Origin of the sequence: Nocardioides zeicaulis, from assembly GCF_042432345.1 — a bacterium.
Classification (GTDB): domain Bacteria; phylum Actinomycetota; class Actinomycetes; order Propionibacteriales; family Nocardioidaceae; genus Nocardioides; species Nocardioides zeicaulis.
Genome location: NZ_JBHLXH010000001.1, coordinates 1,010,556 through 1,035,356, shown reverse-complemented (window position 1 = coordinate 1,035,356; position 24,801 = coordinate 1,010,556). Strand labels below are relative to the sequence as shown.

Annotated in this window: 23 protein-coding genes and 1 pseudogene; 18 read left to right on the top strand and 6 right to left on the bottom strand. The window is 73.3% G+C overall.

Annotated features, from left to right (window positions below):
* Positions 1-34 precede the first annotated feature (34 nt).
* Positions 35-1,504 (top strand): MFS transporter, encoded by a 1,470-nt coding sequence (locus ACFFJG_RS05155; protein WP_446686216.1) that lies wholly within the window; start codon positions 35-37, stop codon positions 1,502-1,504.
* Here the strand turns inward: ACFFJG_RS05155 and ACFFJG_RS05150 are convergent.
* Positions 1,399-2,112, bottom strand: a pseudogene (locus tag ACFFJG_RS05150) (exodeoxyribonuclease III); the annotation flags it as partial. The gene ACFFJG_RS05155 and the pseudogene ACFFJG_RS05150 overlap by 106 nt on opposite strands.
* A 169-nt stretch (positions 2,113-2,281) precedes the next feature.
* Between ACFFJG_RS05150 and ACFFJG_RS05145 the strand changes: the two are divergent.
* Positions 2,282-4,087 (top strand): acyl-CoA dehydrogenase, encoded by a 1,806-nt coding sequence (locus ACFFJG_RS05145; RefSeq protein ID WP_378517526.1) that lies wholly within the window; start codon positions 2,282-2,284, stop codon positions 4,085-4,087.
* Here ACFFJG_RS05145 and ACFFJG_RS05140 read toward each other — a convergent pair.
* Both ACFFJG_RS05140 and ACFFJG_RS05135 read right to left on the bottom strand, forming a co-directional pair.
* Positions 4,084-5,628 carry a PH domain-containing protein gene (locus tag ACFFJG_RS05140; RefSeq protein WP_378517525.1) on the bottom strand — a complete coding sequence of 515 codons (1,545 nt, stop codon included), beginning with the start codon at positions 5,626-5,628 and terminating at the stop codon, positions 4,084-4,086. The genes ACFFJG_RS05145 and ACFFJG_RS05140 overlap by 4 nt on opposite strands.
* Positions 5,625-6,128, bottom strand: a complete 504-nt coding sequence (locus tag ACFFJG_RS05135) for a PH domain-containing protein (protein WP_378517524.1) — start codon at positions 6,126-6,128, stop codon at positions 5,625-5,627. The genes ACFFJG_RS05140 and ACFFJG_RS05135 overlap by 4 nt, the downstream gene beginning before the upstream one ends.
* Positions 6,129-6,271: 143 nt before the next feature.
* Between ACFFJG_RS05135 and ACFFJG_RS05130 the strand changes: the two genes are divergently transcribed.
* Complete coding sequence (locus tag ACFFJG_RS05130) at positions 6,272-7,087, top strand: M57 family metalloprotease (protein WP_378517523.1); 816 nt, start codon at positions 6,272-6,274, stop codon at positions 7,085-7,087.
* A 109-nt stretch (positions 7,088-7,196) separates the two neighbouring features.
* Positions 7,197-8,273: a redox-regulated ATPase YchF gene (ychF, locus tag ACFFJG_RS05125; RefSeq protein WP_378517522.1), complete on the top strand. Its 1,077-nt coding sequence runs from the start codon at positions 7,197-7,199 to the stop codon at positions 8,271-8,273.
* Between the two features lie 12 nt (positions 8,274-8,285).
* On the opposite strand, the gene ACFFJG_RS05120 is transcribed toward ychF, so the two are convergent.
* Positions 8,286-9,140, bottom strand: a complete 855-nt coding sequence (locus ACFFJG_RS05120; protein WP_378517521.1) for a LysR family transcriptional regulator — start codon at positions 9,138-9,140, stop codon at positions 8,286-8,288.
* Between the two features lie 122 nt (positions 9,141-9,262).
* On the opposite strand from ACFFJG_RS05120, the gene ACFFJG_RS05115 reads away from it, so the two are divergent.
* From ACFFJG_RS05115 to ACFFJG_RS05050, 14 genes are read left to right on the top strand one after another with little or no spacing between them, the layout of a single operon-like run.
* Positions 9,263-10,606, top strand: coding sequence for an NtaA/DmoA family FMN-dependent monooxygenase (locus tag ACFFJG_RS05115; protein WP_378517520.1), 1,344 nt, complete (start codon positions 9,263-9,265; stop codon positions 10,604-10,606).
* A 60-nt stretch (positions 10,607-10,666) separates the two neighbouring features.
* Positions 10,667-12,220 carry an ABC transporter substrate-binding protein gene (locus ACFFJG_RS05110; protein ID WP_378517519.1) on the top strand — a complete coding sequence of 518 codons (1,554 nt, stop codon included), beginning with the start codon at positions 10,667-10,669 and terminating at the stop codon, positions 12,218-12,220.
* A complete protein-coding gene (locus ACFFJG_RS05105) occupies positions 12,217-13,281 on the top strand; it encodes an ABC transporter permease (protein WP_378517518.1) in 1,065 nt (354 codons plus the stop codon). Before ACFFJG_RS05110 ends, ACFFJG_RS05105 begins: the two co-directional genes overlap by 4 nt.
* Positions 13,278-14,159, top strand: coding sequence for an ABC transporter permease (locus ACFFJG_RS05100; RefSeq protein WP_378517517.1), 882 nt, complete (start codon positions 13,278-13,280; stop codon positions 14,157-14,159). The genes ACFFJG_RS05105 and ACFFJG_RS05100 overlap by 4 nt, the downstream gene beginning before the upstream one ends.
* The gene (locus ACFFJG_RS05095) at positions 14,152-15,174 is read left to right on the top strand and encodes an ABC transporter ATP-binding protein (protein WP_378517516.1); all 1,023 of its coding nucleotides are present in this window, start codon (positions 14,152-14,154) and stop codon (positions 15,172-15,174) included. The genes ACFFJG_RS05100 and ACFFJG_RS05095 overlap by 8 nt, the downstream gene beginning before the upstream one ends.
* Positions 15,171-16,226 carry an ABC transporter ATP-binding protein gene (locus ACFFJG_RS05090; protein ID WP_378517515.1) on the top strand — a complete coding sequence of 352 codons (1,056 nt, stop codon included), beginning with the start codon at positions 15,171-15,173 and terminating at the stop codon, positions 16,224-16,226. Before ACFFJG_RS05095 ends, ACFFJG_RS05090 begins: the two co-directional genes overlap by 4 nt.
* A complete protein-coding gene (locus ACFFJG_RS05085; protein WP_378517514.1) occupies positions 16,226-17,347 on the top strand; it encodes an LLM class flavin-dependent oxidoreductase in 1,122 nt (373 codons plus the stop codon). Before ACFFJG_RS05090 ends, ACFFJG_RS05085 begins: the two co-directional genes overlap by 1 nt.
* A 23-nt stretch (positions 17,348-17,370) precedes the next feature.
* On the top strand, positions 17,371-18,516 hold the full coding sequence (locus ACFFJG_RS05080; protein WP_378517513.1) for an LLM class flavin-dependent oxidoreductase: 1,146 nt from the start codon (positions 17,371-17,373) through the stop codon (positions 18,514-18,516).
* Positions 18,506-19,699, top strand: a complete 1,194-nt coding sequence (locus tag ACFFJG_RS05075) for a CaiB/BaiF CoA transferase family protein (protein ID WP_378517512.1) — start codon at positions 18,506-18,508, stop codon at positions 19,697-19,699. The genes ACFFJG_RS05080 and ACFFJG_RS05075 overlap by 11 nt, the downstream gene beginning before the upstream one ends.
* Entirely contained in the window at positions 19,696-20,328 is a 633-nt protein-coding gene (locus ACFFJG_RS05070) for an enoyl-CoA hydratase/isomerase family protein (RefSeq protein ID WP_378517511.1), read from the top strand. The genes ACFFJG_RS05075 and ACFFJG_RS05070 overlap by 4 nt, the downstream gene beginning before the upstream one ends.
* The gene (locus ACFFJG_RS05065) at positions 20,325-20,906 is read left to right on the top strand and encodes a cysteine dioxygenase family protein (RefSeq protein WP_378517510.1); all 582 of its coding nucleotides are present in this window, start codon (positions 20,325-20,327) and stop codon (positions 20,904-20,906) included. The genes ACFFJG_RS05070 and ACFFJG_RS05065 overlap by 4 nt, the downstream gene beginning before the upstream one ends.
* Positions 20,907-20,942: 36 nt before the next feature.
* Complete coding sequence (locus ACFFJG_RS05060; protein WP_378517509.1) at positions 20,943-21,653, top strand: alpha/beta hydrolase; 711 nt, start codon at positions 20,943-20,945, stop codon at positions 21,651-21,653.
* Complete coding sequence (locus tag ACFFJG_RS05055; protein WP_378517508.1) at positions 21,650-22,159, top strand: NADPH-dependent FMN reductase; 510 nt, start codon at positions 21,650-21,652, stop codon at positions 22,157-22,159. The genes ACFFJG_RS05060 and ACFFJG_RS05055 overlap by 4 nt, the downstream gene beginning before the upstream one ends.
* 5 nt (positions 22,160-22,164) lie before the next feature.
* The gene (locus tag ACFFJG_RS05050) at positions 22,165-22,680 is read left to right on the top strand and encodes a flavin reductase family protein (protein WP_378517507.1); all 516 of its coding nucleotides are present in this window, start codon (positions 22,165-22,167) and stop codon (positions 22,678-22,680) included.
* A 25-nt stretch (positions 22,681-22,705) separates the two neighbouring features.
* Here ACFFJG_RS05050 and ACFFJG_RS05045 read toward each other — a convergent pair whose 3' ends face one another.
* Both ACFFJG_RS05045 and ACFFJG_RS05040 read right to left on the bottom strand, forming a co-directional pair.
* The gene (locus ACFFJG_RS05045) at positions 22,706-23,569 is read right to left on the bottom strand and encodes a ferredoxin family protein (protein ID WP_378517506.1); all 864 of its coding nucleotides are present in this window, start codon (positions 23,567-23,569) and stop codon (positions 22,706-22,708) included.
* On the bottom strand, positions 23,566-24,801 hold a 1,236-nt coding region (locus tag ACFFJG_RS05040; RefSeq protein WP_378517505.1), incomplete at its 5' end, for a cupin domain-containing protein. The genes ACFFJG_RS05045 and ACFFJG_RS05040, both read right to left, overlap by 4 nt.

Sequence of the window (24,801 nt, the reverse complement as noted above, 5' to 3'; positions counted from 1 at the left end):
GCCTGCCACGACCTCGTCGCTCGATGATGTCCCCGTGACCACCACGACCCCGCCGGACGTCCCCGGCGCCGACCTCGACCGACCGCCACGCCTCCACTGGGCGTGGGTGGTCGCCGCGACCGCGTTCGTGACCCTGGTCGGCGCGGCCGCCTTCCGCTCGGTGCCGGGCGTGCTCGTCGAGCCGCTGCACGAGGAGTTCGGGTGGTCGCACGGCCTCATCGGCTCCGCGGTGTCGCTCAACCTGATGCTCTTCGGCCTGATCTCGCCGTTCGCCGCCGCCCTGATGGATCGCTTCGGCGTCCGCCCGGTCGTGACGTTCGCGCTCGTCATGGTCGCGGTGGGCAGCGGGCTCACGGTGTTCATGACCGAGGCGTGGCAGCTCGTCGTGTGCTGGGGCCTGCTCGTGGGCATCGGCACCGGGTCGATGTCGATGGCGTTCGTCGCCACGATCACCAGCCGCTGGTTCGTCGCCCGGCGCGGGCTGGTCAGCGGCATCCTCACCGCGGGCAACGCGACCGGGCAGCTCGTCTTCCTGCCGGTGGTGGCCTGGTTCGCCACCCACCACGGGTGGCGCACCGCCGCGGTGCTCGCCTCGGCGGCTGCGCTCGCCGTCGTGCCGCTGGTGCTGCTGTTCCTGCGCAACCACCCTGCGGACCTCGGTGTCCGCGCCCTCGGGGCGACCGACGCCGACCCCGGTCCGCCACCCCACCAGCAGGTCGGCTCGAGCGCCGGCCGGGCGCTCGGCGTGCTGGCCGAGGCGGCCCGTCACCGGACGTTCTGGCTGCTCGCCGGCGGGTTCGCGATCTGCGGGATGACCACCAACGGCCTCATCGCCACGCACTTCGTGCCCGCCGCCCACGACCACGGCATGCCCGCCACGACCGCGGCCTCGCTGCTGGCCGTGGTGGGGATCTTCGACGTGGTCGGCACCATCGCGTCGGGCTGGCTCACCGACCTGTGGGACCCGCGGCTGCTGCTCGTCGGCTACTACGTCCTACGCGGCGTGGGCCTGATGACGCTGCCGGCCCTGATGGCGCCACACGTGGAGCCGAGCATGTGGGTCTTCATCATCGTCTACGGCCTCGACTGGGTCGCCACGGTGCCGCCGACCGTGGCGATCTGCCGGGAGTGGTTCGGCGCCGCCACCGGCCCGATCGTGTTCGGCTGGGTGTTCGCCAGCCACCAGGTCGGTGCCGCGATCGCGGCGACGGGTGCCGGGGTGGTCCGCGACGTCACGGGCGGCTACGACCCCGCCTTCTACGCCGCTGCGGGCCTCTGCGCGGTCGCCGCGGTGCTGTCGTACGCCATCCGGCGCCGCCCGCAGGCCGGCGATCAGCTGAGGTCGACCACGACCGGCGCGTGGTCGGACGGCGCGCCGGTGCCCTGGGCGGGGTCGCGCTCGTCGCGGTCGATGAACGCACCGGTGACCCGCGAGGCGAGGGCGGGGGAGCCCAGGACGAAGTCGATCTTGAGCCCGCGGTCGCGCTCGAAGCGCTGGCGGTAGTAGTCCCAGTAGGTGTAGCCCGGGGCGTGGGCGCGCGTGGTCTCGGCCCAGCCGTCGTCGAGGAAGGCCTGGAACGCCGCGCGCTCCGGCGGCGTGACGTGGGTGGACTTCGCGAACTGCTGGACGTCGAAGACGTCGTCGTCGGTGGGGCAGATGTTCCAGTCGCCCACCAGCGCGGTGGGGGTGTCGAGCCAGCCCGCGGCGGCCTCGCGCAGCCGCGCCAGCCAGTCGAGCTTGTAGACGTAGTGGGGGTCGTCGGGCTTGCGGCCGTTGGGGACGTAGAGCGACCAGATGCGCACCCCGCCGCAGGTGGCGCCGATCGCGCGCGCCTCGGCCGCGGCGGGGTCGCCGTAGGGCGGCATGCCCTCGAAGCCCACCTGCACGTCGTCGAGTCCGACGCGCGAGAGCAGGGCGACACCGTTCCACTGGTTGACGCCGGCGACCGCGACCTCGTAGCCCAGGCCCTGCAGCCCCATCAGCGGGAGCTGGTCCTCGCGCGCCTTGGTCTCCTGCAGCGCCAGCACGTCGACGTCGTGGCGCTGGAGGAACGCCTCGACGCGGTCGATGCGGGTCCGGAGGGAGTTGACGTTCCAGGTCGCGATGCGCACACGCCCAGCCTAGGCAGCGCGTCCCGGGCTGGGGACGAGGGGCTGACGGCGGATGACCCGGGGAGTAGCGTCGCCCCACGTGCGGACGCCCCCTCTGTCCCGAGCGGAGGGGGCGTTCGTCGTCCGTGCCTCCCGTCCCCCGCGGCGTACCCGGGGGTAACGTCGGGTCGTGCCCTCCCAGAACTCCACGATCCTCTCCGCGCGCGACCTGCAGTTCATGCTCTTCGAGTGGCTCGACGTCGAGTCGCTGGGGGCGCGGCCCCGCTTCGCCGACCACGACCGCGAGACCTACGAGGCGCTGCTCGAGCTCTGCGAGCAGCTCGCGACCGAGCACTTCGCGCCGCACTACCGCAAGAGCGACACCGAGGAGCCGTCCTTCGACGGCGAGAAGGTCACCCTGATCCCGGAGATCGGCGAGGCGCTGCAGCAGTTCGCCAGGGCCGACCTGCTGGGCCTGACCCTCGACGCCGAGCACGGCGGTCACCAGCTGCCGCAGACGGTGGCGGCGGCCTGCATGGCGTGGTTCACCGCCGCCAACATCGGCACCGCGGCGTACTCCTTCCTCACCGTCGCCAACGCGGGCCTGCTGATGGCGCACGGCACGCCCGAGCAGGTCGAGCGCTACGCCGCCCCGATGCTCGAGGGCCGCTTCTTCGGCACCATGACGCTCTCCGAGCCGCACGCCGGCTCCAGCCTCGGCGACGTGCTGACCCGCGCGGTCCCGGCCGACGACGGCACCTACCGGATCTTCGGCAACAAGATGTGGATCTCCGGCGGCGACCACGAGATGGGCGAGAACATCGTGCACCTGGTGCTGGCCAAGCTGCCCGACGCGCCGGCCGGCACCCGCGGCATCTCGCTGTTCATCGTGCCCAAGCACCTCGTGGGCGAGGACGGCTCGATCGGCGAGCGCAACGACGTCACCCTCGCGGGGATCAACCACAAGCTCGGCTCGCGCGGCACGGTCAACACCGCACCGGTCTTCGGCAGCGGCGCGTACACGCCGGGCGGTGCGGCGGGCGCGGTCGGCTACCTGGTCGGCGAGCCGAACAAGGGCCTGTCCTACATGTTCCACATGATGAACGCCGCCCGGCTCGGCGTCGGGATGTCCGCGACCACCACGGCCTACACGGCGTACCTCAAGTCGCTGGCGTACGCCCGGGAGCGCCCGCAGGGCCGTCGGCTCACCGGCGGCGACCCGTCCGCCCCGCAGGTGCCGATCATCGAGCACGCCGACGTGCGGCGGATGCTGCTGGCGCAGAAGTCCTACGTCGAGGGTGCGCTCGCGCTCAACCTCTACTGCTCGCGCCTGCTCGACCTGCAGGCCAGCGCCGTCGACGACGACGAGCGCGTCGAGGCGAGCCGGCTGCTGGACGTGCTCACGCCGATCGCGAAGTCGTGGCCCTCGCAGTGGGGCCAGGAGAGCAACAGCCTCGCCATCCAGGTGCTCGGCGGCGCCGGCTACACCCGTGACCACGACCTCGAGGCCCACTGGCGCGACCAGCGGCTCAACCCGATCCACGAGGGCACCCACGGCATCCAGGCCCTCGACCTGCTCGGCCGCAAGGTGCTCGGCGGCGGGGGCGCGGCGCTGATGGCGCTCGCCGCCCGCATCGGCGAGACGGTGGAGCGCGCGACCGCGCTCGGTGGCGAGCCGGCCGAGCACGCCGCCGCGCTGAAGGCAACGGTCGACCGGCTCGGTGAGGTCACGATGGTGCTCGCCGGCCTCGGTGACGCCGACCGCACCATGGCCAACGCGACGGTCTACCTCGAGGCCGCGGGTCACGTGGTCGTGGCCTGGATGTGGCTCGAGCAGCTGGTCGCGGTGGGGGAGCAGCGGAGCGACTTCCACGACGGGAAGCGCGCGGCCGCGCGGTACTTCTTCCGCTGGGAGCTGCCCAAGGTCGCCCCGATGCTCGACCTGCTCGCCAGCGCCGACACCACGACGCTGGAGATGCGCGCGGACTGGTTCTAGACGACCGGGGCCGACGGCTCGAGGAAGTCGGTCAGCAGGCCGGGGGTGGCGCGGTCGGCGAGGTCGACCGCCACGTCGGGACGTACGTCGCGCAGCAGCACCCGCTCGTGGCCGGCCGCGGTGGTGGCGACCAGGTCGGCGAGCCCGATCCGGCGCTGCCACCACGACTGCTCGAGCACCCAGCCGATGATGCCGTCGGTCTCGAGCACCGTGCGGGCGCGCGCCACCTCGGCGGGCCCGACGACCAGGTGGCGCTCGGTGAGGGCGTGACCGAGGTGGCGGTAGGACGCCTCGCCGGCCGCCAGCGCGACCGCCAGCGCGACGACTCCGAGGAGGGCGACCCAGCCCCAGGCGACGTGGGCGAACCACGCCCCCACGGCCGCCATGACGACGAGGACGACGGTGCCGTAGGCGCGGCGCAGCCACGCCCGTCGGCGGGCCCGGGACCCGTGGGCGACCAGCGGGACGGTGAGCGGTGCGGTGGTGCCGAGCACGGCGCCGCCGACGCCGGTGGCGACCTCGCGCGGGCACGGGGGCAGCACCTGGGTCACGCCGTCCTCGACGCCGGTGGCCAGCGTGGCGAGCTGGGCACCGCCGACCAGCCGCATCAGCACCGGTTCGACGTGCTCGACGCCGCGGACCTTGGCCTCCTCGACGGTGATCGACCGGGTGGTGACCAGGCCCGAGGTGAGGTGGAGCGACCCGTGCTCGCGGACGAGCAGGAAGCGCCACCACTGCACGACGTAGCCGGCGACGGAGACCACGACCCATCCCACGAGCGCTCCGACCGCGAGGACGAGCGCGATCGTGACGACGGCGAACTGGACCAGCCAGTGCCACACGGAGGTGGCGGTGTCCTCGTCCCAGATCGGGAGGTCGTCCGCGACCTGGGAGAACGCACCGAGCGCCCCGGCCACGATGACCAGACGACCCAGGCTGAAGGGCGCGAAGCGCAGCCACGACCAGTCGATGCGCGCCAGCACCGCCGGTGGCGCCGGCGGAGCCGGTGGTGCGACCTGGCCCGCGCCGCCGGCGTCCACCGCGGCGGTCTGCTCGTCGGAGCCGGGAGCCGGCGAGGTCGCGGCCGGGGAGACCTCGCGGCGGCGCAGGAGCGTCGTACGCAGGGCGTGGGCGTCGGAGGCGGCCAGCGCGTCCAGCGTGATCCGGTCGTCGTCGACGCCCGTGCCGACCTCGACCTTCTGCAGCCCCAGCACGCGGTGGAGCAGGGAGGCCTCGAGATCGACGCTGCGCACGCGGTCGAGGGGAGCGGTCGAGGTGTGCTTGTTGAGCAGGCCGCCGCGCACCTGGATCTGGGTGTCGGTGAGGCGGTAGTGGGTGGTGAGCCACGGCACGGCGCCGAAGACGATGGGGCCGAGCACGACCAGGGGGAGGACGAAGGGCCAGTACGCCGTGTCGCTGCGGCTGACGCCGATGAGGGCGACGGCGACCGGGACGATCGCCTGGCCGAGGGTCTTGACCGGGTCGAGCAGCAGCTTGCGCGGGCTGAGCCGCACCCAGCCGTCGCCGGGAGCGGGGATCACGTGGCGTCGCCCTCGGTGGCGGCGGTGATCGCGGTGAGCCGCGAGACGACCTGGCGCGCGACCTCGTCGTCGAGGCAGCTGATGGTGATCGGCCCGGCCGCCGAGGCGGTGGTGACGGTGATCGAGGCGAGGTGGAACAGCCGCATCAGCGCGCCCTGGCGGGAGTCGACGGTCTGCACGCGGCTCAGCGGCGCGATCCGGCTCTGCTGCCCGAGCCACCCCTCGCGGGTGTGGACGGCGGTGTCGCCGACCTCCCAGCGGTGCACGCGGAACCGGATGCGGGGCATGAGGACGACGTGGGCGACGGCCACCAGCGCGAGCAGCGCGACGAGCAGCCCGACCCACCACGGGACGTCGGGCACGAGCAGCCAGGCCGCGGCCGCGGCGACGACCACCACCGCGTCGCCGACGCCGGCCGAGACCCGCCAGTAGGGGACCGCCCGGGGGGAGACCTGGTGTGCGGGCGCGCGCAGGAGAGGGGTGCCCCCGGTGTGGTCCATGGGGCGAGTCTTGCAGGCTCCCGGAGGCGTGCAGGTTCGTGCAGTGCACACACCTGACCCGGCCCCGACCTTCCGCCCGGCGGTCTAGACCGGTTGAGTCGGTGGGGCAAGGACCATCCGTATCCAACCGGAGGAGACACACCATGCCGAACACGATCAGTCGGATCGCGACCGCGACGCTCGGGGCCACCGCCCTGGCGTTCTCAGTGGCCCCGGGGGCCGACGCCGCCCGGGCACAGGAGGACGTGCCGACCTTCCAGGAGTTCAAGGCCGCCACGTTCCAGGACGTCGGGGGGCAGTACGTCGTCAACGGCGACGAGACCATCGCGACCTCGGGCGAGCTGCGCGACTACTACGAGCGGATGGTCAACACCCGCGACACCGACTCGCAGTCCCTGGTCATCAACACCGTCAACGGGGCCGACGACCGCTGGTCGGCCAGCACCGCGAGCAACCTCACCTACTGCGTGAGCGACGACTTCGGCGCCGACAAGGCCGCCATGGTCTCGGCCATGCAGTCGGGCGCCGGCCAGTGGGAGGCGGCGTCGAGCGGGGTGAGGTTCACCTACGTCCCGTCCGCCGACGCGAGCTGCACCGTGTCCAACAGCGCGGTCCTGTTCTCGGTGGAGCCCACCGAGACCACGCAGTACATCGCGCGCGCGTTCTTCCCGAGCAGCCCGGCCTCGCAGCAGAACGTGCTGGTCGACGACTCGATCTGGTCCTCGGGATCCTGGACGCCGTCCAACATCCTCGCCCACGAGCTCGGGCACGTGCTCGGCTTCCGTCACGAGCACACCCGCCCCGAGGCCGGCACCTGCTTCGAGGACGACAACTGGCGCCCGCTGACGCCGTACGACTCGTCCTCGATCATGCACTACCCGCAGTGCAACGGCTCCTCGAGCGACCTGTCGATGACCGACACCGACCGCTCCGGCGTGGCCTCGGTCTACGGATCCTGACCCGCACCGCCTGACGAGGGCCCGGCCGCCGCGGCCGGGCCCTCCGTCGTCCCCGGTGCCCGGCTCGCGAATCGCTGGGCGGGTGCGCGCCGCCGTAGACTCCCCGCCCGTGGCTCTCACCATCGGCATCGTCGGACTCCCCAACGCAGGCAAGTCGACCCTCTTCAACGCCCTGACCAAGAACGACGTGCTCGCCGCGAACTACCCGTTCGCCACGATCGAGCCCAACGTCGGGGTCGTCGGCGTCCCCGACGAGCGGCTCGCGAAGCTCGCCGAGGTCTTCGAGTCGGCCAAGCTGCTGCCCGCCACCGTCGAGTTCGTCGACATCGCCGGCATCGTCCGCGGCGCCTCGCAGGGCGAGGGCCTGGGCAACAAGTTCCTCGCCCACATCCGCGAGTCGTCCGCGATCTGCCAGGTGACCCGCGTCTTCCGCGACGAGGACGTCACCCACGTCGACGGCGAGGTCAACCCCGCCAACGACATCTCGACGATCCAGACCGAGCTGATCCTCGCCGACCTCGAGACGGTCGAGCGGGCCATCGCGCGGCTGGAGAAGGAGTCGCGCAAGGTCAAGGAGCTCGTCGCGAACCTCGACGCGGCGCGGGAGGCCAAGGAGGCGCTCGAGTCGGGCACCCCGATCATCGCCACCTCGATCGACCGCTCCCTGCTGCGCGAGCTGTCGCTGCTGACCGCCAAGCCCTTCATCTACGTCTTCAACTGCGACGCCGACGAGCTCGCCGACGAGGACCTCAAGGCCCGGATGCGCGAGATCGTCGCGCCCGCCGAGGCGATCTTCCTCGACGCCAAGTTCGAGGCCGACCTCGCCGAGATGGACGACGACGACCTGGCCCACGAGATGCTCGCCGAGACGGGCGTCACCGAGTCGGGCCTCGACCAGCTCGCCCGCGTCGGCTTCGACACGCTCGGCCTGCAGACCTACCTGACCGCCGGCCCCAAGGAGACGCGGGCCTGGACGATCAGGAAGGGCGCCACCGCCCCCGAGGCCGCCGGTGTCATCCACACCGACTTCCAGAAGGGCTTCATCAAGGCCGAGATCGTCTCCTTCGACGACCTCATGGCCGCCGGCTCCATGCTCAAGGCCCGCGAGGCCGGCAAGGTGCGCATGGAGGGCAAGGACTACGTCATGGCCGACGGCGACGTGGTGGAGTTCCGCTTCAACGTCTGACGCGCGCCCGTCTCAGGCGTACGACGGGTGGGCCAGCACGGCACTGACCGCCTCGGTCGCCAGTGACACGAGGTCGTCCGCGAGGCCTGCCCGCGGGCACACGTAGAGCATGAGCGGCTCGGGCGTGGGGAGGTCCTCACGCGCGACCAGGCCCGCCGGCGGCTCGTCGAGCGCCATCAGGGCGACCCCCAGCCCGGCGCTGACCGCCGCCTGGACGCCGGCGAGCTGGGTGGCCTCGGTGCCGACCGTGGCGGGGACCCCGTGGTCGGCCAGGGTCTGGAGCGCTCGCTTGCGCAGCTCGCACGGGCTGTCGAAGGCGACGACAGGGACCGGCTCGGGCGGGCTGGGGCGGCGCCATCCCTCGGCGGCGTACCAGGTGAGCTCGAGCGCTCCGACCGCGACCGCGCCGGGGTGGTCGGCGGCGTTGAGCAGGAGGGCGAGGTCGACCTGCCCCGACGCGAGCCCCTCGCGCAGCCGTGCTCCGCGCGCGATGCGGTAGCGGAAGGTCGCTGCCGCCCCCGCGTGCTCGAGCGCCGTCGACAGGCTCGGCAGCAGCCGGGCGGCGGCGTGCTCGGTCGACCCGATGGTGATCTCGAGGTGTGCACCCGCCAGGTCGCGCAGGGCCTCGTCGTGGGCCGCCAGGATCCTGCGCGCCGAGGCGAGCAGCCGCTCGCCGTCGGCGGTGAAGCGCGATCCGCGCCCGTGGCGCTCCACGAGGCGCACCCCCGTGGCCGACTCGAGGCGACGCACGTGCTGGCTCACCCCGGCCTGGCTCAGGTGGAGCTGCTCGGCAGCACGCAGGAAGCCGCCGTGGTCGGCCACCGCCACGAAGCTGCGCAGCGGTCCGATGTCGAGGGTGCGATCCATGTCGATCAGATTAGTCGACATTGATCGTCCGGGGTGATCAGTCCCATCACAACGGCGCGTTGGATCGTTCCAGCAAAGTAGATTAACTTGGTAGAGAAAGGTCCTGGAGCGAGAGGAAGTCGATGACGACGAGGCAGATGCACCTGGGGGCCGTGCCCTACGGCACGGGCGGCCCGGGCAGCCACACCCTCTGGCTCGACCCCGAGATCCCCGGGGACGCCAGCGTCAACATCGACTGGTTCGTCGAGATGGCCCAGCTCGCCGAGCGCGGCAGGTTCGACCTCGTCTTCATCGTCGACAGCCAGTTCATCACGCCGTTCTCCCCGCCCCACTACCTCAACCGCCTCGAGCCGCTCACGCTGCTCAGCGCCCTGGCCACCCGCACCGAGCGCATCGGTCTGGTCGGCACGGCGACCACGAGCTTCAACAGCCCGTTCAACCTCGTGCGCCGCCTCGGCTCGCTCGACCTGATCAGCGGGGGTCGCGCCGGCTGGAACGTCGTCACCACCGGCGACGCCGGGACGGCGGGCAACTACGGCCTCGACGAGCACTACGACTACGACACCCGCTACGGCCGGGCCCAGGAGTTCGTCGAGCTCGCCCGCGCGCTGTGGGACTCCTACGAGGACGACGCCTTCGTCCGCGACCGCGCGAGCGGCCAGTTCCTCGACCCGTCCAAGCAGCACGTCCTCGACCACCAGGGGACCTACTTCTCGGTGAAGGGACCGCTCAACCTGGTCCGCTCGCCGCAGGGCCACCCGGTCGTCTTCCAGGCCGGCGACTCCGACCAGGGGCGTGACCTCGGTGCCAGCGTCGGCGAGGGCATCTTCACGTTCGCACCCGACATCCCCGCCGGCCAGGCGTTCTACGACGACATCAAGACGCGGGCCCGCGACAGGTTCGGCCGCAACCCCGACCACGTCGTGATCATGCCGGGCATCAAGGTGGTCGTCGGCGACACCGACGAGGACGCTCGCGAGATCGAGGCGGTCAACAACGACCGCGACCACACGTTCGGTGCCGCGCTGCGCGAGTTCGGGCGGCCGTTCGGCTGGCACGACTTCACGGCGTACGACCTCGACGCGCCGTTCCCCGCGGAGGCGCTCGTGCACGGCGAGCGGTCGTTCTACACCCAGGCGAAGGCCGTCACCCAGCGGGCCGTCGACAACGGCTGGACCCTGCGCCAGGCCGTCGAGGCCAGCCGGTCCTTCCGCAAGAGCGAGTTCGTCGGGTCGGCCGCCACGGTCGCCGACAAGCTCGTCGAGTGGTGGGAGGCACGCGCCTGCGACGGCTTCAACATCGGCCTCGACCACCCGTCCAACTTCCGCCGGATCGTCGACGAGGTCGTCCCGATCCTGCAGGAGCGCGGCGTGTTCCGCGCCGACTACGACTCCACCCACCTGCGCGGGCACCTCGGGCTGCCCGTGCCGGAGAACCGCCACACGGCGGCCCGACGCGCCCACTGAACCGGTCGCACCCCCACCCACCGTCGTACGACCCGACCCGACCCGAAAGGCACACGCCTCATGACGCGCGCCAGCAGCACCCCCCTCATCACCCCGTCCCGCCGCGGCTTCCTGGGCCTCAGCCTCGCAGCCGGCCTCGTGCTCGGGCTCGAGGCCTGCGGCGGCACCTCCACCGCGGGAGGCACCGGATCGGCCGGCGGCACCGGCACCATCAAGTGGGCCTGGCAGCTGCCGACCACGTGGGACCCGGTGACGTCCTCCGCCGGCTCGGACGTGCAGATGCTCGCGCTGACCTACGACGCCATCACCGCCCTCGACGACCAGGGCAACGCGACCCCGTGGCTGGCCGAGAAGTGGGCCTACGACGACTCGGGCAAGGTCGTGACCTTCACGCTGCACGAGGGCCTGAAGTTCAGCGACGGCAGCCCGCTCGACGCCACGGCGGTCGCGAAGTCGATCGAGCGTGGACGCACCCAGGAGGGCTCGCTGATCGCGCCGCAGATGGCCACGATCAAGTCCGTGAAGGCCGACGGCGACCTCGACGTCGTCATCGAGCTGAGCGAGGTCGACTACCAGTACCCGCTGCTCTTCGCCGGCAAGACCGGCATGGTGGTCAACCCGGCCGTCTTCGAGAAGGACGTGGACTCGCTCGCCACGCAGCCGGCCGGGTCGGGCCCCTTCACCCTCACGGCGTACGTGCAGAACGACCACGCCACCTTGAAGAAGAACCCGCACTTCTCCGCCGCCGACGAGATCAAGGTGGAGAACTTCGAGCTCTACCCCCAGCCCGACCCCTCGACGGCGGTGGCCGCCGCGCGGTCCGGCCAGTTCAACCTCGTCCGCCTCGGCGGCGCGCAGCTCCAGCAGGCCAAGGACGCGGGCCTCGACGTGCAGGTCATCAGCACGATGTTCGTGAGCGTCCTTGACGTCAACGCGACGATGGCGCCGTTCGACGACCCGGCCGTGGTCGAGGCGATGAAGTACGCGATCGACCGCGAGAAGCTCAAGGAGGTCGCTGCCTTCGGTGTCGGCGACGTGAGCTACCAGCCGTTCCCGCCCGGCTACGTCGGCTACAACCCCGAGCTGGCGAGCATCTACGCCTACGACCCGGACCGGGCGCGCAAGATCCTCAAGGACGCCGGCCACAGCTCGCCGGTGAAGGCGGTCTTCACCAGCAGCGGCCAGAGCGATGCGGCGGTCGAGCTCATCCAGGCGCAGCTCAAGGAGGTCGGGATCGACGCGACCATCGAGTCGATCCCGCCCACCCAGCACACGCAGCTGGTCTACCTCGAGCACTCCAAGGCGCTCACCTATGACGGCTTCGCCGGGCGCGAGTCGCCGGTGCAGGCCTTCCAGGTGCTGTTCGGCGCGGAGGGGCTGATGAACCCGGGTCGTCAGACCAGCCCGGAGCTCGACGCGCAGCTCGAGAAGGTCAAGCAGACGCCGACCGACGACCCGACCTACCCCGCCCTGCTTCAGGAGGCGACGAAGATCGCGGTCACCACCTTTCCCAACACGTTCCTGACCCTGGTGCCGGCCGTGATCGCCCGCAAGGGCGTGAGCGGGCTCCCCACCCGTCCGAGCCTGCGCCGGTTCGAAGGCGTCACCGCGTGAGCCTCACGGTCGCCCCCGAGGCCACGCGCCCGCCGGAGGTGCAGCCGGGCCCGGCCCTCCCGCCGGCCCGGCGGCCCTCCGGCCGGTCCGGTCGCGTGGTCGCCCTGGCGCGCGCGACCGCCGGCGGGCTCGCGGTCACCGTCACGGTGCTGCTGCTCGCCTCGGTCATCACCTTCGCGCTCGGCGCGCTCAGCGACAGCAACCCGGCGGCCGCCGTGCTCGGCGAGACCGCCACCCCCGCCGACATCGCCCGGATGGACCACGAGTTCGGCCTCGACCGGCCCCTCGTCGTGCAGTACGTCACCTGGGTGGGCGACGCGGTGCGGGGCGACCTCGGCCGCTCGTGGTTCACCACCATCCCGGTCGGCGACAGCATCAGGCAGGCGCTCCCGGTCGACCTGTCGATCGCCGCCCTCGCCCTGGTGCTCGCCATCCTGATCGGTGGCACCGCCGGGATCGGCGCGGCACTGAGCAACGGAGGCCTCGTCGACCGCGCGGTCACCCTGGTCTGCTCGGTGCTCGCCACGCTGCCGCCCTTCGTCATCGGCATGGCGCTGATCGTGGTGTTCTCGGTCAAGCTGCAGCTGCTCCCCGCAGGCGGCTACGTGCCCATCGACCAGGACCCCGCCCAGTGGCTGCGCTTCGCGATCCTGCCGGCGCTCGCGCTGAGCCTCGACGTGGCCGCCTCGATCGCGCGGCAGCTGCGCACCTCGATGGTCACCGCGCTCGGCGAGAACTACGCGATCGGAGCCGAGATGCGTGGCTACGGCCGCTCGCGGGTGCTGTTCGGGCACGTCCTGCGCAACGCCGCCGCCCCGACGCTCGCCGTCATCGGGCTCGCCATCCCGCTGATCGTGGGAGGGGCGGTGATCACCGAGCGCCTCTTCGGCCTGCCCGGCGTGGCCCAGCTCGCGCTGCAGTCGGCCGAGCGGGGCGACGTGCCGGTCGTGCTCGGCACGCTCCTCGTCACCGCCGTCGTGGTGGTCGTCGCGAGCGGCGTGGTCAACGTCCTGCAGAAGTCACTCGACCCGACGACCCGCCGACAGGGGGCCCTCCGATGACGCTCGTCCGCAACCTGTGGCGCATCCCCACGGCCCGCCTCGCGCTCGTGGTGCTCGCCGGCATCGCGTTCCTCACCCTGTTCGGCGGTGCGCTCGCGCCGCACGACCCGCTTCGGCAGTACACCGACCACGTCCTCGAGGGACCCTCCACCACGCACTGGCTCGGCACCGACTACGTCGGCCGCGACGTGCTCAGCCGCCTGATGGACGGCACCCGGCTCTCGGTGGTCGGGGCGTTCGAGGCCGTGGTGATCGGAGGTGCGCTCGGGGTGCCGTCCGGACTGGCCTCGGCCTGGCTCGGGCCGCGCCTCGAGTGGCTGTCGCTGCGCATCAGCGACACCCTGGTGATCCTGCCGTTCACCGTCTTCGCCATCGCCGTCGCCGGCACGCTCGGCAACGGCCTGCAGCAGGCGATGTTCGCGATCGGCGTGCTGATCAGCCCGATCTTCTTCCGCGTCACCCGCGCGGTCGCGCTGGGGCTGCGCCGCCAGCAGTACGTCGAGGCGGCCGAGCTCATGGGCGCCACCGAGTGGTGGACGCTGCGGCGCCACATCTGGAGCAAGGTGCTGCCCAACGTGGCGGTGACGTCCGCCCAGGCGACGGGCGCCGCGCTGCTCGTCGTCGCGTCGCTGTCCTTCCTCGGCCTCGGCGTGTCCCCGCCGGCGCCGACCTGGGGCGGGATGCTCGCCTCCGACCTCGACTACCTGGCCCAGCAGCCGTGGGCCCCGGTCTTCCCGGGCCTGCTGATGATGGCCACGGTCGGGTCCCTCAACCTCCTCGCCGACGCCGTGCGCGAGGCGAGCGGCGACGCCCCGCGCCGTCGTGCGCCGCGTCCGTCGGTCCCCCGTCCCGAGCAGAAGGTGGCAGCCCGTGCCTGAGCCCGTCCACGCGCCAGTTCCCGCGCCCGTCCCCGGGCCGGACAGCCCCGTCCTCGAGGTCAGCGACCTCCAGGTCTCCGTCGGCGACCACCTCGTCGCGGTGCACGACGTGTCCTTCTCGATCGGCCGCGGCGAGTCCGTCGGGCTGGTGGGGGAGTCCGGCAGCGGCAAGACCCTGACCTGCCGCTCGGTGCTCGGCCTGCTGCCCACGACCGGCGAGGTCGACCACGGTCGCATCGTGCTCGGTGGCACCGAGCTCACGGGTGCCTCCCGCCGGACGTGGAACGACGTGCGCGGCACCCGCCTCGGTGCGGTGTTCCAGGACTCCGCGTCCTACCTCAACCCCTCGCTCACCGTGGGCCACCAGCTCGCCGAGCAGCTCCGCGTCAAGCGCGGCCTCTCCCGGGCCGACGCCCACCGGCGGGCCGTCGAGCTCTTCGGGGAGGTCGGCCTGCACGACCCCGAGGGCGTGTTCCACAAGTATCCGCACGAGCTCTCCGGCGGCATGCAGCAGCGCGTGCTCATCGCGATCGCGGTGTCGTGCGAGCCCGAGCTGCTCATCGCCGACGAGGCCACGACCGCGCTCGACGTGGTCATCCAGGCCGAGATCCTGGACCTCCTCGGACGTCTGCGGCAGACCCACGGCCTCTCGCTGCTGCTCGTCACCCACGACCTCGCCGTCGTCGCGGAGACCTGCGAGCGGATCCTGGTGATGTACGCCGGCGAGATCGTCGAGAGCGGCACCACCGAGGAGGTGCTGGCCCGCCCGCGGCACCCCTACACCCGGGCGCTGATGGGCGTCGCCACCATCGGCACCTGGGAGCGCCGCTCGCTCGAGGTCATCCCCGGTCAGCCGCCCGCCGTCGGCGAGGACATGCCGGGCTGCCGGTTCGCACCCCGGTGCCGCTTCGCCGCCGAGGCCTGCACCGTCGGCCCCGTGCCCCTGACCGACCTCGGCGAGGGGCGTGCCGCCCGCTGCGCCCGCCTCGACGTCCTCGAAGGAGCCCTCGCATGACCACCACGCGCGAACGCCCCGGGGTGTCCGACCCGGAGGACACCCACGTCGCACCGGTGCTGCGGGTCAGCGACCTCTCGGTCTCCTACGCGCCCCCGCGCAAGGGCACCCACCTCGGCACCGGAGCGGCGCTGACCGCCGCCACGCTGGAGGTGCGACCCGGCGAGATCGTCGGCATCGTCGGCGAGACCGGGTCGGGCAAGACCACCCTGGCCCGCGCCACGGTCGGCCTGGTCCGCCCGAGCTCGGGCCGGATCGAGTTCAACGGCCAGGACATGGGTGCGCTGAAGGGGCGCGCGCTGCGCGACTTCCGGCGCTCGGGACAGGTCCAGCTCGTCTTCCAGGACCCGCTGCGCTCCCTCGACCCGGACCTCACCGTGGCCGAGCTCGTCCGCGAGCCGCTCGACATCGCCGGCACGCTGTCGCGCGCCGAGCGCGACGCCCGGGTGGTCGAGTCGCTGCGCCTGGTCGGGCTGGAGCCCGAGGCGATGCTCGGGCGCCGTCCGCGCCAGCTCTCCGGCGGCCAGCGGCAGCGGATCTCGCTCGCCCGCGCCATCTCGACGCGCCCCCGGCTGCTGTTCTGCGACGAGCCGGTCTCCGCCCTCGACGTGTCCAACCGCAACCTGGTGCTGAGCCTGCTCGACCGGCTGCGCCGCGAGCTCGGGCTGGCGGTCGTGATCATCGCCCACGACCTGAGCTCGCTGGCCGGGATCGCGGACCGGGTCGCGGTGTTCTACCGCAGCCGCGTCGTCGAGCAGGGACCGATCCAGGACGTGCTCGAGCGGCCCGCCCACCCCTACACCGGGCTGCTCACCGCCTCCGCGCCCAGCGTCACCCACGTCGACCGGCTCCGCCCCGACCAGCTGCGCCCCGACCCCGGGGCGCCGAGCTGGCCGAGCCACGGCGCCTGCGTCTTCGCACCGCGCTGCCGCTTCGCCCACGACGCGTGCGCCGAGCAGCCCCCGTCCGTCGAGCTGCCCGGCGACCGCGAGGCCGCCTGCCACGTCGCCGGCGAGTGGCGCGTCCACCTCACCACCACCCAGGAGTCCTGATGACCATCGAGCTCATCGGCATCACCGCCACGCAGGAGACCAGCAGCGCCCCGTCCGAGCACAACCGGGTGGACGGCATCTCCGCCCAGACCGAGGCCGGCGTCCCGGTCGGACCGACCGTGAACCCGGCGTACACCGCCCGGCTGGCGCGGGCGCACGAGGACGCGGGCTTCGACCGGGTGCTGATCGCCCACTCCTCGGCCACGCCCGACGGCTTCCTGGTCGCCTCGCACGTGCTGCAGTCGACCGAGCGCCTCGGCGTCCTGCTGGCCCACCGCCCCGGCTTCCTCGCCCCGACCCTGGCCGCCCGCGCCTACGCGACCCTCGACGCCTTCCACCCCGGCCGGGTCGCGATGCACGTCATCACCGGCGGCGACGACGTCGACCAGGCCCGTGACGGCGACTTCTCCGACAAGACCACGCGCTACCGGCGCACCGACGACTTCCTGACGGTCGTGCGCCGGGAGTGGGAGTCGAGCGAGCCGTTCGACCACGAGGGGGAGTTCTACCGCGTGCAGGGGGCCTGGTCGGCGGTGCGCCCCGCGCCGGGGGGCATCCCGATCTACTTCGGGGGCGCCTCCGAGGACGCGATCCGCGTCGGCGGCAAGCACGCGGACGCGTACGCCTTCTGGGGCGAGCCGCTCGACGGCATCCGGGAGCGGATCGCGCAGGTCCGCGCCGCCGCCGCGCCCCACGGTCGCGACCCGCGGTTCAGCGTCAGCCTGCGGCCGATCGTGGCGGACACCGAGGAGCAGGCGTGGGCGCGCGCCGAGGCGATCCTCGACGCCACCCGCGAGCGGTGGGGCACCACCCGTCGCACCTTCGGCCTCGACGGGCGCAACGCCGTCGGCTCGCAGCGCCTGCTCGAGGCGGCCGACAAGGGCGACGTCCACGACAAGCGGCTCTGGACCGCCCTGGCGAAGGTCACCGGCGCCACCGGCAACTCGACGGCTCTCGTCGGCACCCACGAGCAGGTCGCCGACGCGCTGCTCGACTACGTCGCCCTCGGCGTCACCACGCTGCTCATCCGCGGCTTCGACCCGCTGGCCGACGCCAGCTCCTACGCCCCCGTCATCGAGCTGGTCCGCGCCGGCGCCGACCGGCGGCTCGCCCTCGTCTGAGACCTCCCGAGAGAAGGAACCCCATGACCACCTCGCCCGCCCCTGCCCGCTACGACGCCGTCGAGATCCTCGGCATGATCGGCACCTCCGACGCCTCCGAGATCCGCCCCGCGTCCGGACCCGTCGTCGACCCCGACCACACCGCGCGCTTCGCACGGGCCCACGAGGACGGCGGCTTCGACCGCGTGCTGATCGGCTACGGATCCGGCTGGGCGGAGGGCACCCAGGTCGCGGCCTGGGCCGCAGCCCACACCGAGCGCCTCGGCCTGCTCGTGGCGCACCGGCCCGGCGTCGTGCACCCGACCCTCGCCTCGCGCACCTTCACCACGCTCGACCACTTCTCGAAGGGGCGGGTCGCGCTCAACATCGTGACCGGCGGCAACGACGTCGAGCAGCGTCGCGAGGGCGACTACCTGCCCCACGACGAGCGCTACGCCCGCACCGACGAGTACCTCCAGGTCCTCCGGCAGTCCTGGGACACCCGCGGCCCGCGCGACTTCGCCGGGACGTACTACCGCTTCGAGGGCTTCGACCCGCAGGTCCACCCCTACGAGGACCGGCACCTCGAGCTGTTCTTCGGCGGCAGCTCGCCGGCGGCCTACGGCGTCGGGGCCAGGCACGCCGACACCTACATGCTGTGGGGCGAGCCGCTCGCCGAGACCGGGGAGCAGATCGCCACCGTCGCCCGGGAGGCCGCGTCCGCGGGCCGGACCACGCCCCCGCGCACCTCGGTGTCCTTCCGGCCGATCCTGGGTCGCACCGACGAGGACGCGTGGGAGCGCGCGCACGGCATCCTCGACACGATCAACGGCGCCGTCGGCAGGGCCTTCAAGGAGAAGGTCGGCCGGATCCACCCCCAGCAGGGCCAGGGCCCGCAGAACGCCGGGTCCCAGCGGCTCCTGGCCGTCGCGGAGAAGGGCGACGTGCACGACCGGTGCCTCTGGACCCCGACGACCACCGCCGTCGGGGGCGGCGGCAACTCGACCGCGCTCGTCGGCTCGCCGGAGACGGTCGCGGCCGCGATCCTCGACTACGTCGAGATCGGCGTCGACACGGTGCTGATCCGCGGCTACGACCCGCTCCAGGACGCGATCGACTACGGGCGCGACCTGCTGCCGCTCGTGCGGCAGGAGCTCGCCCACCGCGCCGGGACCGCCCGTGCGTCCTGACCACACCGGTCCCGCCCCGGGCCCCCTGCCGCTGACCGGCGTGCGCGTCGTCGAGCTGACGCACGTCGCCGCCGGTCCCTTCGCCGGGATGCTGCTGGCCGACCTCGGTGCCGACGTCGTCAAGGTCGAGCCGCCGACCGGGGACCAGATGCGGGGCTGGCCACCGATCGCCCGCGACGAGGAGGGAGCGGAGTTCAGCCACAACTTCGCCTCGGTCAACCGCAACAAGCGCAGCATCACCGCGGATCTCAAGGACCCCGACCAGCTGGCCGACGTACGTGCCCTCGTCGCCGCCGCCGACGTGGTCGTGGAGAACTACCGCCCGGGCGTGCTGGACCGCCTCGGCCTCGGCTACGAGGAGGTCTCCACCGGTCACCGGGGCCTGGTCTACGCCTCGATCTCCGGCTACGGCCTCACCAGCCCCTACGTCAACGACGGGGCCTACGACGTGGTGATCCAGGGGATGTCCGGCCTGATGAGCGTCACGGGCGAGCCCGACGGCAACCCGGTGAAGTCGGGCGTCCCGGTCGGTGACTTCACCGCAGGCCTCTACGCCGCGTACACCGTCGCCGCGGTCCTTCCCCAAGTGCGCGACACCGGCCGCTCCGTGCGGCTCGACGTGCCGATGCTGGACTGCCTCATCGGCGTCTCGGCGCTCCAGACCAGCGAGTACTGGGGATCGGGCCGCGAACCGGGACGGCTCGGCACGGCGCACCCGCGCAACGCTCCCTACCAGGGCTTCTCCGCCGCCGACGGCGACCTCACGATCGCCGCCGGCAACGACAAGCTGTGGGCGGCCGTCGCCGAGGTCGTCGGGCTGCCCCACCTGGTCGAGGACCCGCGCTTCGTCACCCAGCGCGACCGGGTGGCGCACCAGCGCGAGCTCGCCGAGCTCCTCGGTCGTCAGCTCGCCCAGGAGAAGCGCGAGCACTGGCTCACCGAGCTCCGCGCCCGCGGCGTGCCGTGCGGTCCGGTCAACACCTTCGGCGAGGCCCTGGCCGACCCGCACGTCGAGGCCACCGGCCTGGTGGCGCGTCTCGACGTGCCGGTGGCGGGGGAGACGCCGACGGTCGTCTACCCCGTCCGGATCTCCGGGGTGGGCCCGCGGCTGGAGCGCGGAGCACCGGCGCTCGGCGCGCACCCGGAGGTCGTCCGGGAGTGGACGGGGGCGGGGGCCCGATGAGCGTCATCGTCGACCGCGGCCCCGTGTGGACGGTCACCCTCGACCGGCCCGACCGGGCCAACGCCCTCTCGGCCGCACTCGTCGAGACGCTGCACGCGACGCTCGACGAGGCGGACGCCGCGCGTCCGGAGGCCCTCGTGCTGCGGGGCAACGGCCGTCACTTCGCGGCAGGCTTCGACCTCGGCGGGCTCGGGGACGAGACCGACGCGACGCTGGCCCTGCGGTTCCTGCGGATCGCGGACCTCCTGGAGCGCCTCATCGCGGCCCCCTACGTCACCGCGGCCGTGGTCCACGGAGCCGCCGTCGGCGCCGGCGCCGACGTGGTGCTCGCCTGCGACCACCGGCTGGTCGACCCGTCCGTCACGCTCCGGTTCCCCGGCTCCGCGTTCGGCGTCGCCCTGGGCGGCGTACGACGCGCCGAGCTGGGCGAGCACCGCGCCACCGGGGTGCCGGACGACCTCGCCGGCGCCCTCGCCGGACCCCGCCCCCCACGCCCGCACCACGACGGCGACGCCGAGCTGAGCGCCCTCGCCCGCTCGGTGTCGGTGCCGGGCCTCCACGCCCGCCTCACGGCGTACGCCGACCAGACCATGACGGCCGTCCAGGCCCGGAAGAAGGAGTCCGCATGACCGCGCAGCAGGAGATCGTCCCGGTGCAGAGCGAGGTGCCCGCGATCGCGGGCCTCGCCCGCACCGTCGAGGAGCTCATCAGCCAGGGGCTGGACGAGCGTGCGCTCACCGCCGCCGTGCGCACCGAGCTCGAGCGTGTCCTCGCCGAGGGCTTCGAGCTCCCCGCCGAGCAGGTGGCACCGGACCCGGTGCGCTACGTGATGTACCCGCTGCACGTCGCGGCCGACGGCAGCTTCTCCATCGCCAGCGCCGTGTGGGACGTGGGCCAGGGGACCCCGGTCCACGGCCACGAGACGTGGGGGGTCGTCGGCATCTACTCGGGCGTCGAGGTGGAGACCCGCTACGAGAAGCCGACGGAGCCCGGCGTGCCGCTCGTCGGGCAGGGCACCGACGAGTGGGGCGCCGGCCAGGTGACCGTGTGCTGCACGACCGACGACGACGTCCACCAGGTGCGGTGCGGAGGCGACCAACCGGTCGTCGGCATCCACGTCTACGGCGCCGACATCGGCACGCTCCCGCGCCGCAGCTACGACTCCGAGAGCGGGGCCGTGCACTGGTTCACCTCGCGCTGGGCCTGAGACCTCCGGCCTTCCGACACCCAAGGAGATCGACCTGTGACTGTCACTGCCTGGGACGAGCCCGCCGGCGCCACGCCGCGCGGCACGCTCGTCGTCCTGCCCGGCCGCGGGGAGACCGCCGCGTCCTACGCCCGCTTCGGCACCCGCCTCGCCGCCGACGCCTATAAGGTGAGGCTGCTCCCGGTCGACCTCGACGACCTCACCGAGACGCGGGAGCGGATCGAGAAGCTGCTCGCCGACGAGTCGCTCCCCTCCCCGAAGGTGCTCGTCGGCGCCGACACCGGAGGCACCCTCGCCGCCCTGCTGGTGGGGGAGGTGGCCGCGGACGCCGCCGTCATCGCCGGCGTGGCGCTCCCCGGCTCGGCGGCCGACGGCACGTGGGAGGACCAGGTCGACGCCCGGACCGCGTGCCCGGTGCACCGCGCGGTGCTCGACGGCGACGACCGCCTCGACCGCGAGGCCCTCGACCGTCCCCTCCCGTGGAGCTCGGTCGAGCTGACCGCCCCGGACAAGCCGGTCCTCGTCGTGCATGGCACGGCCGACCGGATCACGCCCGCCGCCGACGCGACGGCGCCCTTCGCGGGTGCCGACGGTGCGCGGGTCTGGCTGGTCGAGGGTGGCCGGCACGACATCCTCAACGACGTGTCCCACCGCTCGGTGGCCGCGACGCTGGTGCTCTTCCTCGAGTCGCTCAAGCTCGGTGCCGGGCTGCCGCCGGTCCTCGTCCCCGCGGGCGCGTCCCAGTGAGCGTCACCGCCGTCGTCGTCGGCAACCCGAGACCGGGTAGCCGGACCCTCGCCGCGGCGACCTACGTGGCGCGGGAGCTGGGCGGCTCCGAGCCCGACCTCGTGGTGGACCTCGCCACCCTCGGCCCGGCGATCCTCGACTGGTCGGACCCCACGGTCACCGACCTCGTCGCGCAGGTCGGGGCGGCCGACCTCGTCGTCGCGGCGAGCCCGACCTACAAGGCCGCCTACACGGGGCTCCTCAAGCTGTTCCTCGACCGGTTCGCCGGCGGCACCGGCCTCTCGGGGCTGGCCGTGCCGTTCATGCTCGGGGGCAGCCCGCACCACTCGCTCGCCCCGGAGACCACGCTCCGGCCGGTGCTCACCGAGATCGGCGCCACGGTCCCGGGACGCGCGCTCTACGTCGTGGACGACCGGCACGACGACCCGGCGGCGTACGCCGACTGGCTGGCGGCCACCCGGCCGGTGGTCGACACCCTCCTCGCGACCATGCAAAGGACGACATGACCGCCATGACCTCGACGACCGGCCTCGCCACCAACCAGGACCTCGACCCGCGGCTCCTGCGCGACGCCTTCGGCACCTTCCCCAGCGGCGTGGTGGCGCTAGCCGCCGAGATCGACGGGCAGCCGGTCGGGCTGGCGGCGAGCTCGTTCACCTCGGTGAGCCTCGCGCCGCCGCTCGTCTCGGTGAGCCTGGCGACCTCGTCGAAGACGTGGCCCGACCTGCGGCGCTCGTCCCACCTCGGGGTCACCGTCCTGGCCGACCACCACGCGGAGGTCTGCCGCGCACTGGCGGGCCCCGTCGAGCACCGCTTCGACGCCATCGCCTGGTCGACCACGCCGGAGGGCGCCGTCACCCTCGACGACGGGCTTGCCAGCTTCGACTGCACCATCTACCGCGAGGTCGAGGCGGGTGACCACGTCGTGGTGCTGCTCGCGCTCCACGCGGTCCACCGGGCGGAGGGCGGCGCGAGCCCGCTGGTGTTCCACCGCAGCGGGTTCGGCACCCTGCGGACGCTGGCCTGACCTCCCGCCACGGGCCGGGACGCGGTCAGCCGGCCGGCTCGACGGAGACGACGTCCCACTGGAGGGCGCGGGTCTCGCGGGTCGCCCGGCAGGTGAGGCGTGCGGCCTCCGCCCGGCGGCTGCTCCGGACGACGACGCGGGCGCGGCCGGAGACGTCGACGGTCCACGCCCCGGCGTCGAGGTCGCCGTCCTGCTCGACCACACGCGCCACCAGCTCCGGCACCGGGACGGGGCCCAGCCGGTCCAGGACGGCGGCCATCGCGACCTGCGCGGCCGGGTGGTGCCCGGCCACACCGCGGAGCCACGTGGTGTCCGGTGCGCCGGCGAGGTGCGCCCCGACCACGCGGACTGCCTCGTCGGCCGGCATGCCGGCGTAGCAGGCGAGGTCGGGCAGCAGCAGCACGTTGGGGGCGAAGCGGTCGCCGCCGAGGTGGCTGCACTCCCACGTCGCGTCCGGCCATCGCGTGGACAGGGCCTCGGCGACCGGTCGCCCCTTCACCGCGCAGCACACGTCGTGGACCCCGTGGGTGCACACCAGCGCGAGCGGCTCGTCGTACGCCGTCCCGCCGGCCGGGTCGAGGCTGGCCAGGAGGTCGTCGGGCTCGGTCCAGAGTCCGGCTCGCAGGCGCCCGTCGCGCAGGCAGAACCACCGGCGCGGGCCGTCGAGCCGGTCGGGCGCACCCGCCCGGCCGTGGCGGCGCACGAATACGGTGCGCAGCCCGGGATGGCCCAGCCGTCGCAGCAGGTCGTCGGGGAGGTCCGCGCCGAAGGGAGCGGTCACCGGCCACGGCGCCGGGTGCTCCACGAGCAGCCAGTCGCGCTGCGGGGGAGCAGTGCCGAGCATCGGGTCACCCCGCTCGGCGGCCGCGTCCGAGCAGCGGAGCGTCATCCCGCGACGACCAGTCCCGCCTCGATCAGCGCGCGGGCGTGGGGCAGGCCGAGGTCCTCGGCGACGACGGTCTCGCCGGCGAGCAGCCGCTTGGCCACGTCGACGTCGAGGCCCGCGATCGGCACCGACCCGGCGCGGGTCATGAGCGTCGTGCCGTCGAGGCGGGCGTCGAGGTGCGCGCGGAGCTTGAGGGGTGTCGTCGCCGCCAGCGACGCACTCAGCGCGTGCTGCGCCAGCGGACCCACCGGCGCCGGGCGCTGGGTGCCCAGGCGCCGCGTGCGCATCCGCTCGGCGAGGGACGCCGGGTCGAGGCCGTCGAGCGCGTCGCGGAGCTTGGCGCTGAGGAGGTCGACGTCGAGGTCGCCGGGCGCCAGGTCGGTACCGAGGGGCAGCGACCCGCGGGCCTCCTCGTCCTCGGCGAGGCCGCGCAGGGCCAGCGCGACGAGCTCCTCGGCGACGGCGTACCGGGTCCAGCTGTGGATGCCGAGGGTCAGGTGGATGGTGAGGCCGCCGAGCGCGGTCGCGGAGTGGAGGTAGCCGCGCGGCAGGTAGAGGACGTCGCCCGGCTCGAGGACGGTGTCGATGACCGGCTCGCCCAGCGCCGCCTCACGGACGGCGTCGCGTCGGTCGGTCCAGGGCTGGTCGCGCAGCGGCGAGGGGTGCACCGGGGCGTGGATCGACCAGCGCTTGCGACCGGCGACCTGCAGGACGAAGACGTCGTGCACGTCGTAGTGGTCGTCGAAGCCCTGGTTCTGCGGGGGCGTCACGTAGGCGTTGGCCTGGACGGGGTGCCCGAGGTCGGCGGCGAGCTGCTGGCAGAAGTCGATGATCGGCGGCCACACGCGGTGGAGGGCCTGCAGGACGATCGTGGAGCCTCCGGCGAAGAGCGCGGTGAGCCTGGTGTCGCTGACCTGGTCGGCGATGCCGGCACCGGTGCCGCCGGGCGCGGTGAAGGCGGCGTTGGCCAGCGTGCTGCCGTCCTTGGCGACGCGCAGGAACGGCGTGCGCAGGCCCCGCTCGGAGAGCAGCTCGTCGACCGACGCCTCGGAGAGGAGGTCGGCGAAGCCGGACGCGTCGACCCCCGTGCGCAGGAGCGGGTCACGACCCCACGTCGTGCGCGCGAAGGTGTCGACGTCGCCGACGACGCGCTCGAGGGCGGGGCGCTCGGCCGGTGTGCCGACAGCGGGCCCGGGAGACCCGGACCCGCTGTCGTGGTGCGCGTGGGACATCAG

Excerpts from the sequence above, each read along its gene's own strand:
- ACFFJG_RS05120 (WP_378517521.1), bottom strand. The coding sequence starts at position 9,140 with ATGGATCGCACCCTCGACATCGGACCGCTGCGCAGCTTCGTGGCGGTG.
- ACFFJG_RS05135 (WP_378517524.1), bottom strand. The coding sequence starts at position 6,128 with ATGGACCACACCGGGGGCACCCCTCTCCTGCGCGCGCCCGCACACCAG.
- ACFFJG_RS05065 (WP_378517510.1), top strand. The coding sequence starts at position 20,325 with ATGACCGCGCAGCAGGAGATCGTCCCGGTGCAGAGCGAGGTGCCCGCG.
- ACFFJG_RS05080 (WP_378517513.1), top strand. The coding sequence starts at position 17,371 with ATGACCACCTCGCCCGCCCCTGCCCGCTACGACGCCGTCGAGATCCTC.
- ACFFJG_RS05100 (WP_378517517.1), top strand. The coding sequence starts at position 13,278 with ATGACGCTCGTCCGCAACCTGTGGCGCATCCCCACGGCCCGCCTCGCG.
- ACFFJG_RS05110 (WP_378517519.1), top strand. The coding sequence starts at position 10,667 with ATGACGCGCGCCAGCAGCACCCCCCTCATCACCCCGTCCCGCCGCGGC.
- ACFFJG_RS05050 (WP_378517507.1), top strand. The coding sequence starts at position 22,165 with ATGACCTCGACGACCGGCCTCGCCACCAACCAGGACCTCGACCCGCGG.
- ACFFJG_RS05130 (WP_378517523.1), top strand. The coding sequence starts at position 6,272 with ATGCCGAACACGATCAGTCGGATCGCGACCGCGACGCTCGGGGCCACC.
- ACFFJG_RS05115 (WP_378517520.1), top strand. The coding sequence starts at position 9,263 with ATGACGACGAGGCAGATGCACCTGGGGGCCGTGCCCTACGGCACGGGC.
- ACFFJG_RS05085 (WP_378517514.1), top strand. The coding sequence starts at position 16,226 with ATGACCATCGAGCTCATCGGCATCACCGCCACGCAGGAGACCAGCAGC.
- ACFFJG_RS05090 (WP_378517515.1), top strand. The coding sequence starts at position 15,171 with ATGACCACCACGCGCGAACGCCCCGGGGTGTCCGACCCGGAGGACACC.
- ACFFJG_RS05070 (WP_378517511.1), top strand. The coding sequence starts at position 19,696 with ATGAGCGTCATCGTCGACCGCGGCCCCGTGTGGACGGTCACCCTCGAC.
- ACFFJG_RS05045 (WP_378517506.1), bottom strand. The coding sequence starts at position 23,569 with ATGACGCTCCGCTGCTCGGACGCGGCCGCCGAGCGGGGTGACCCGATG.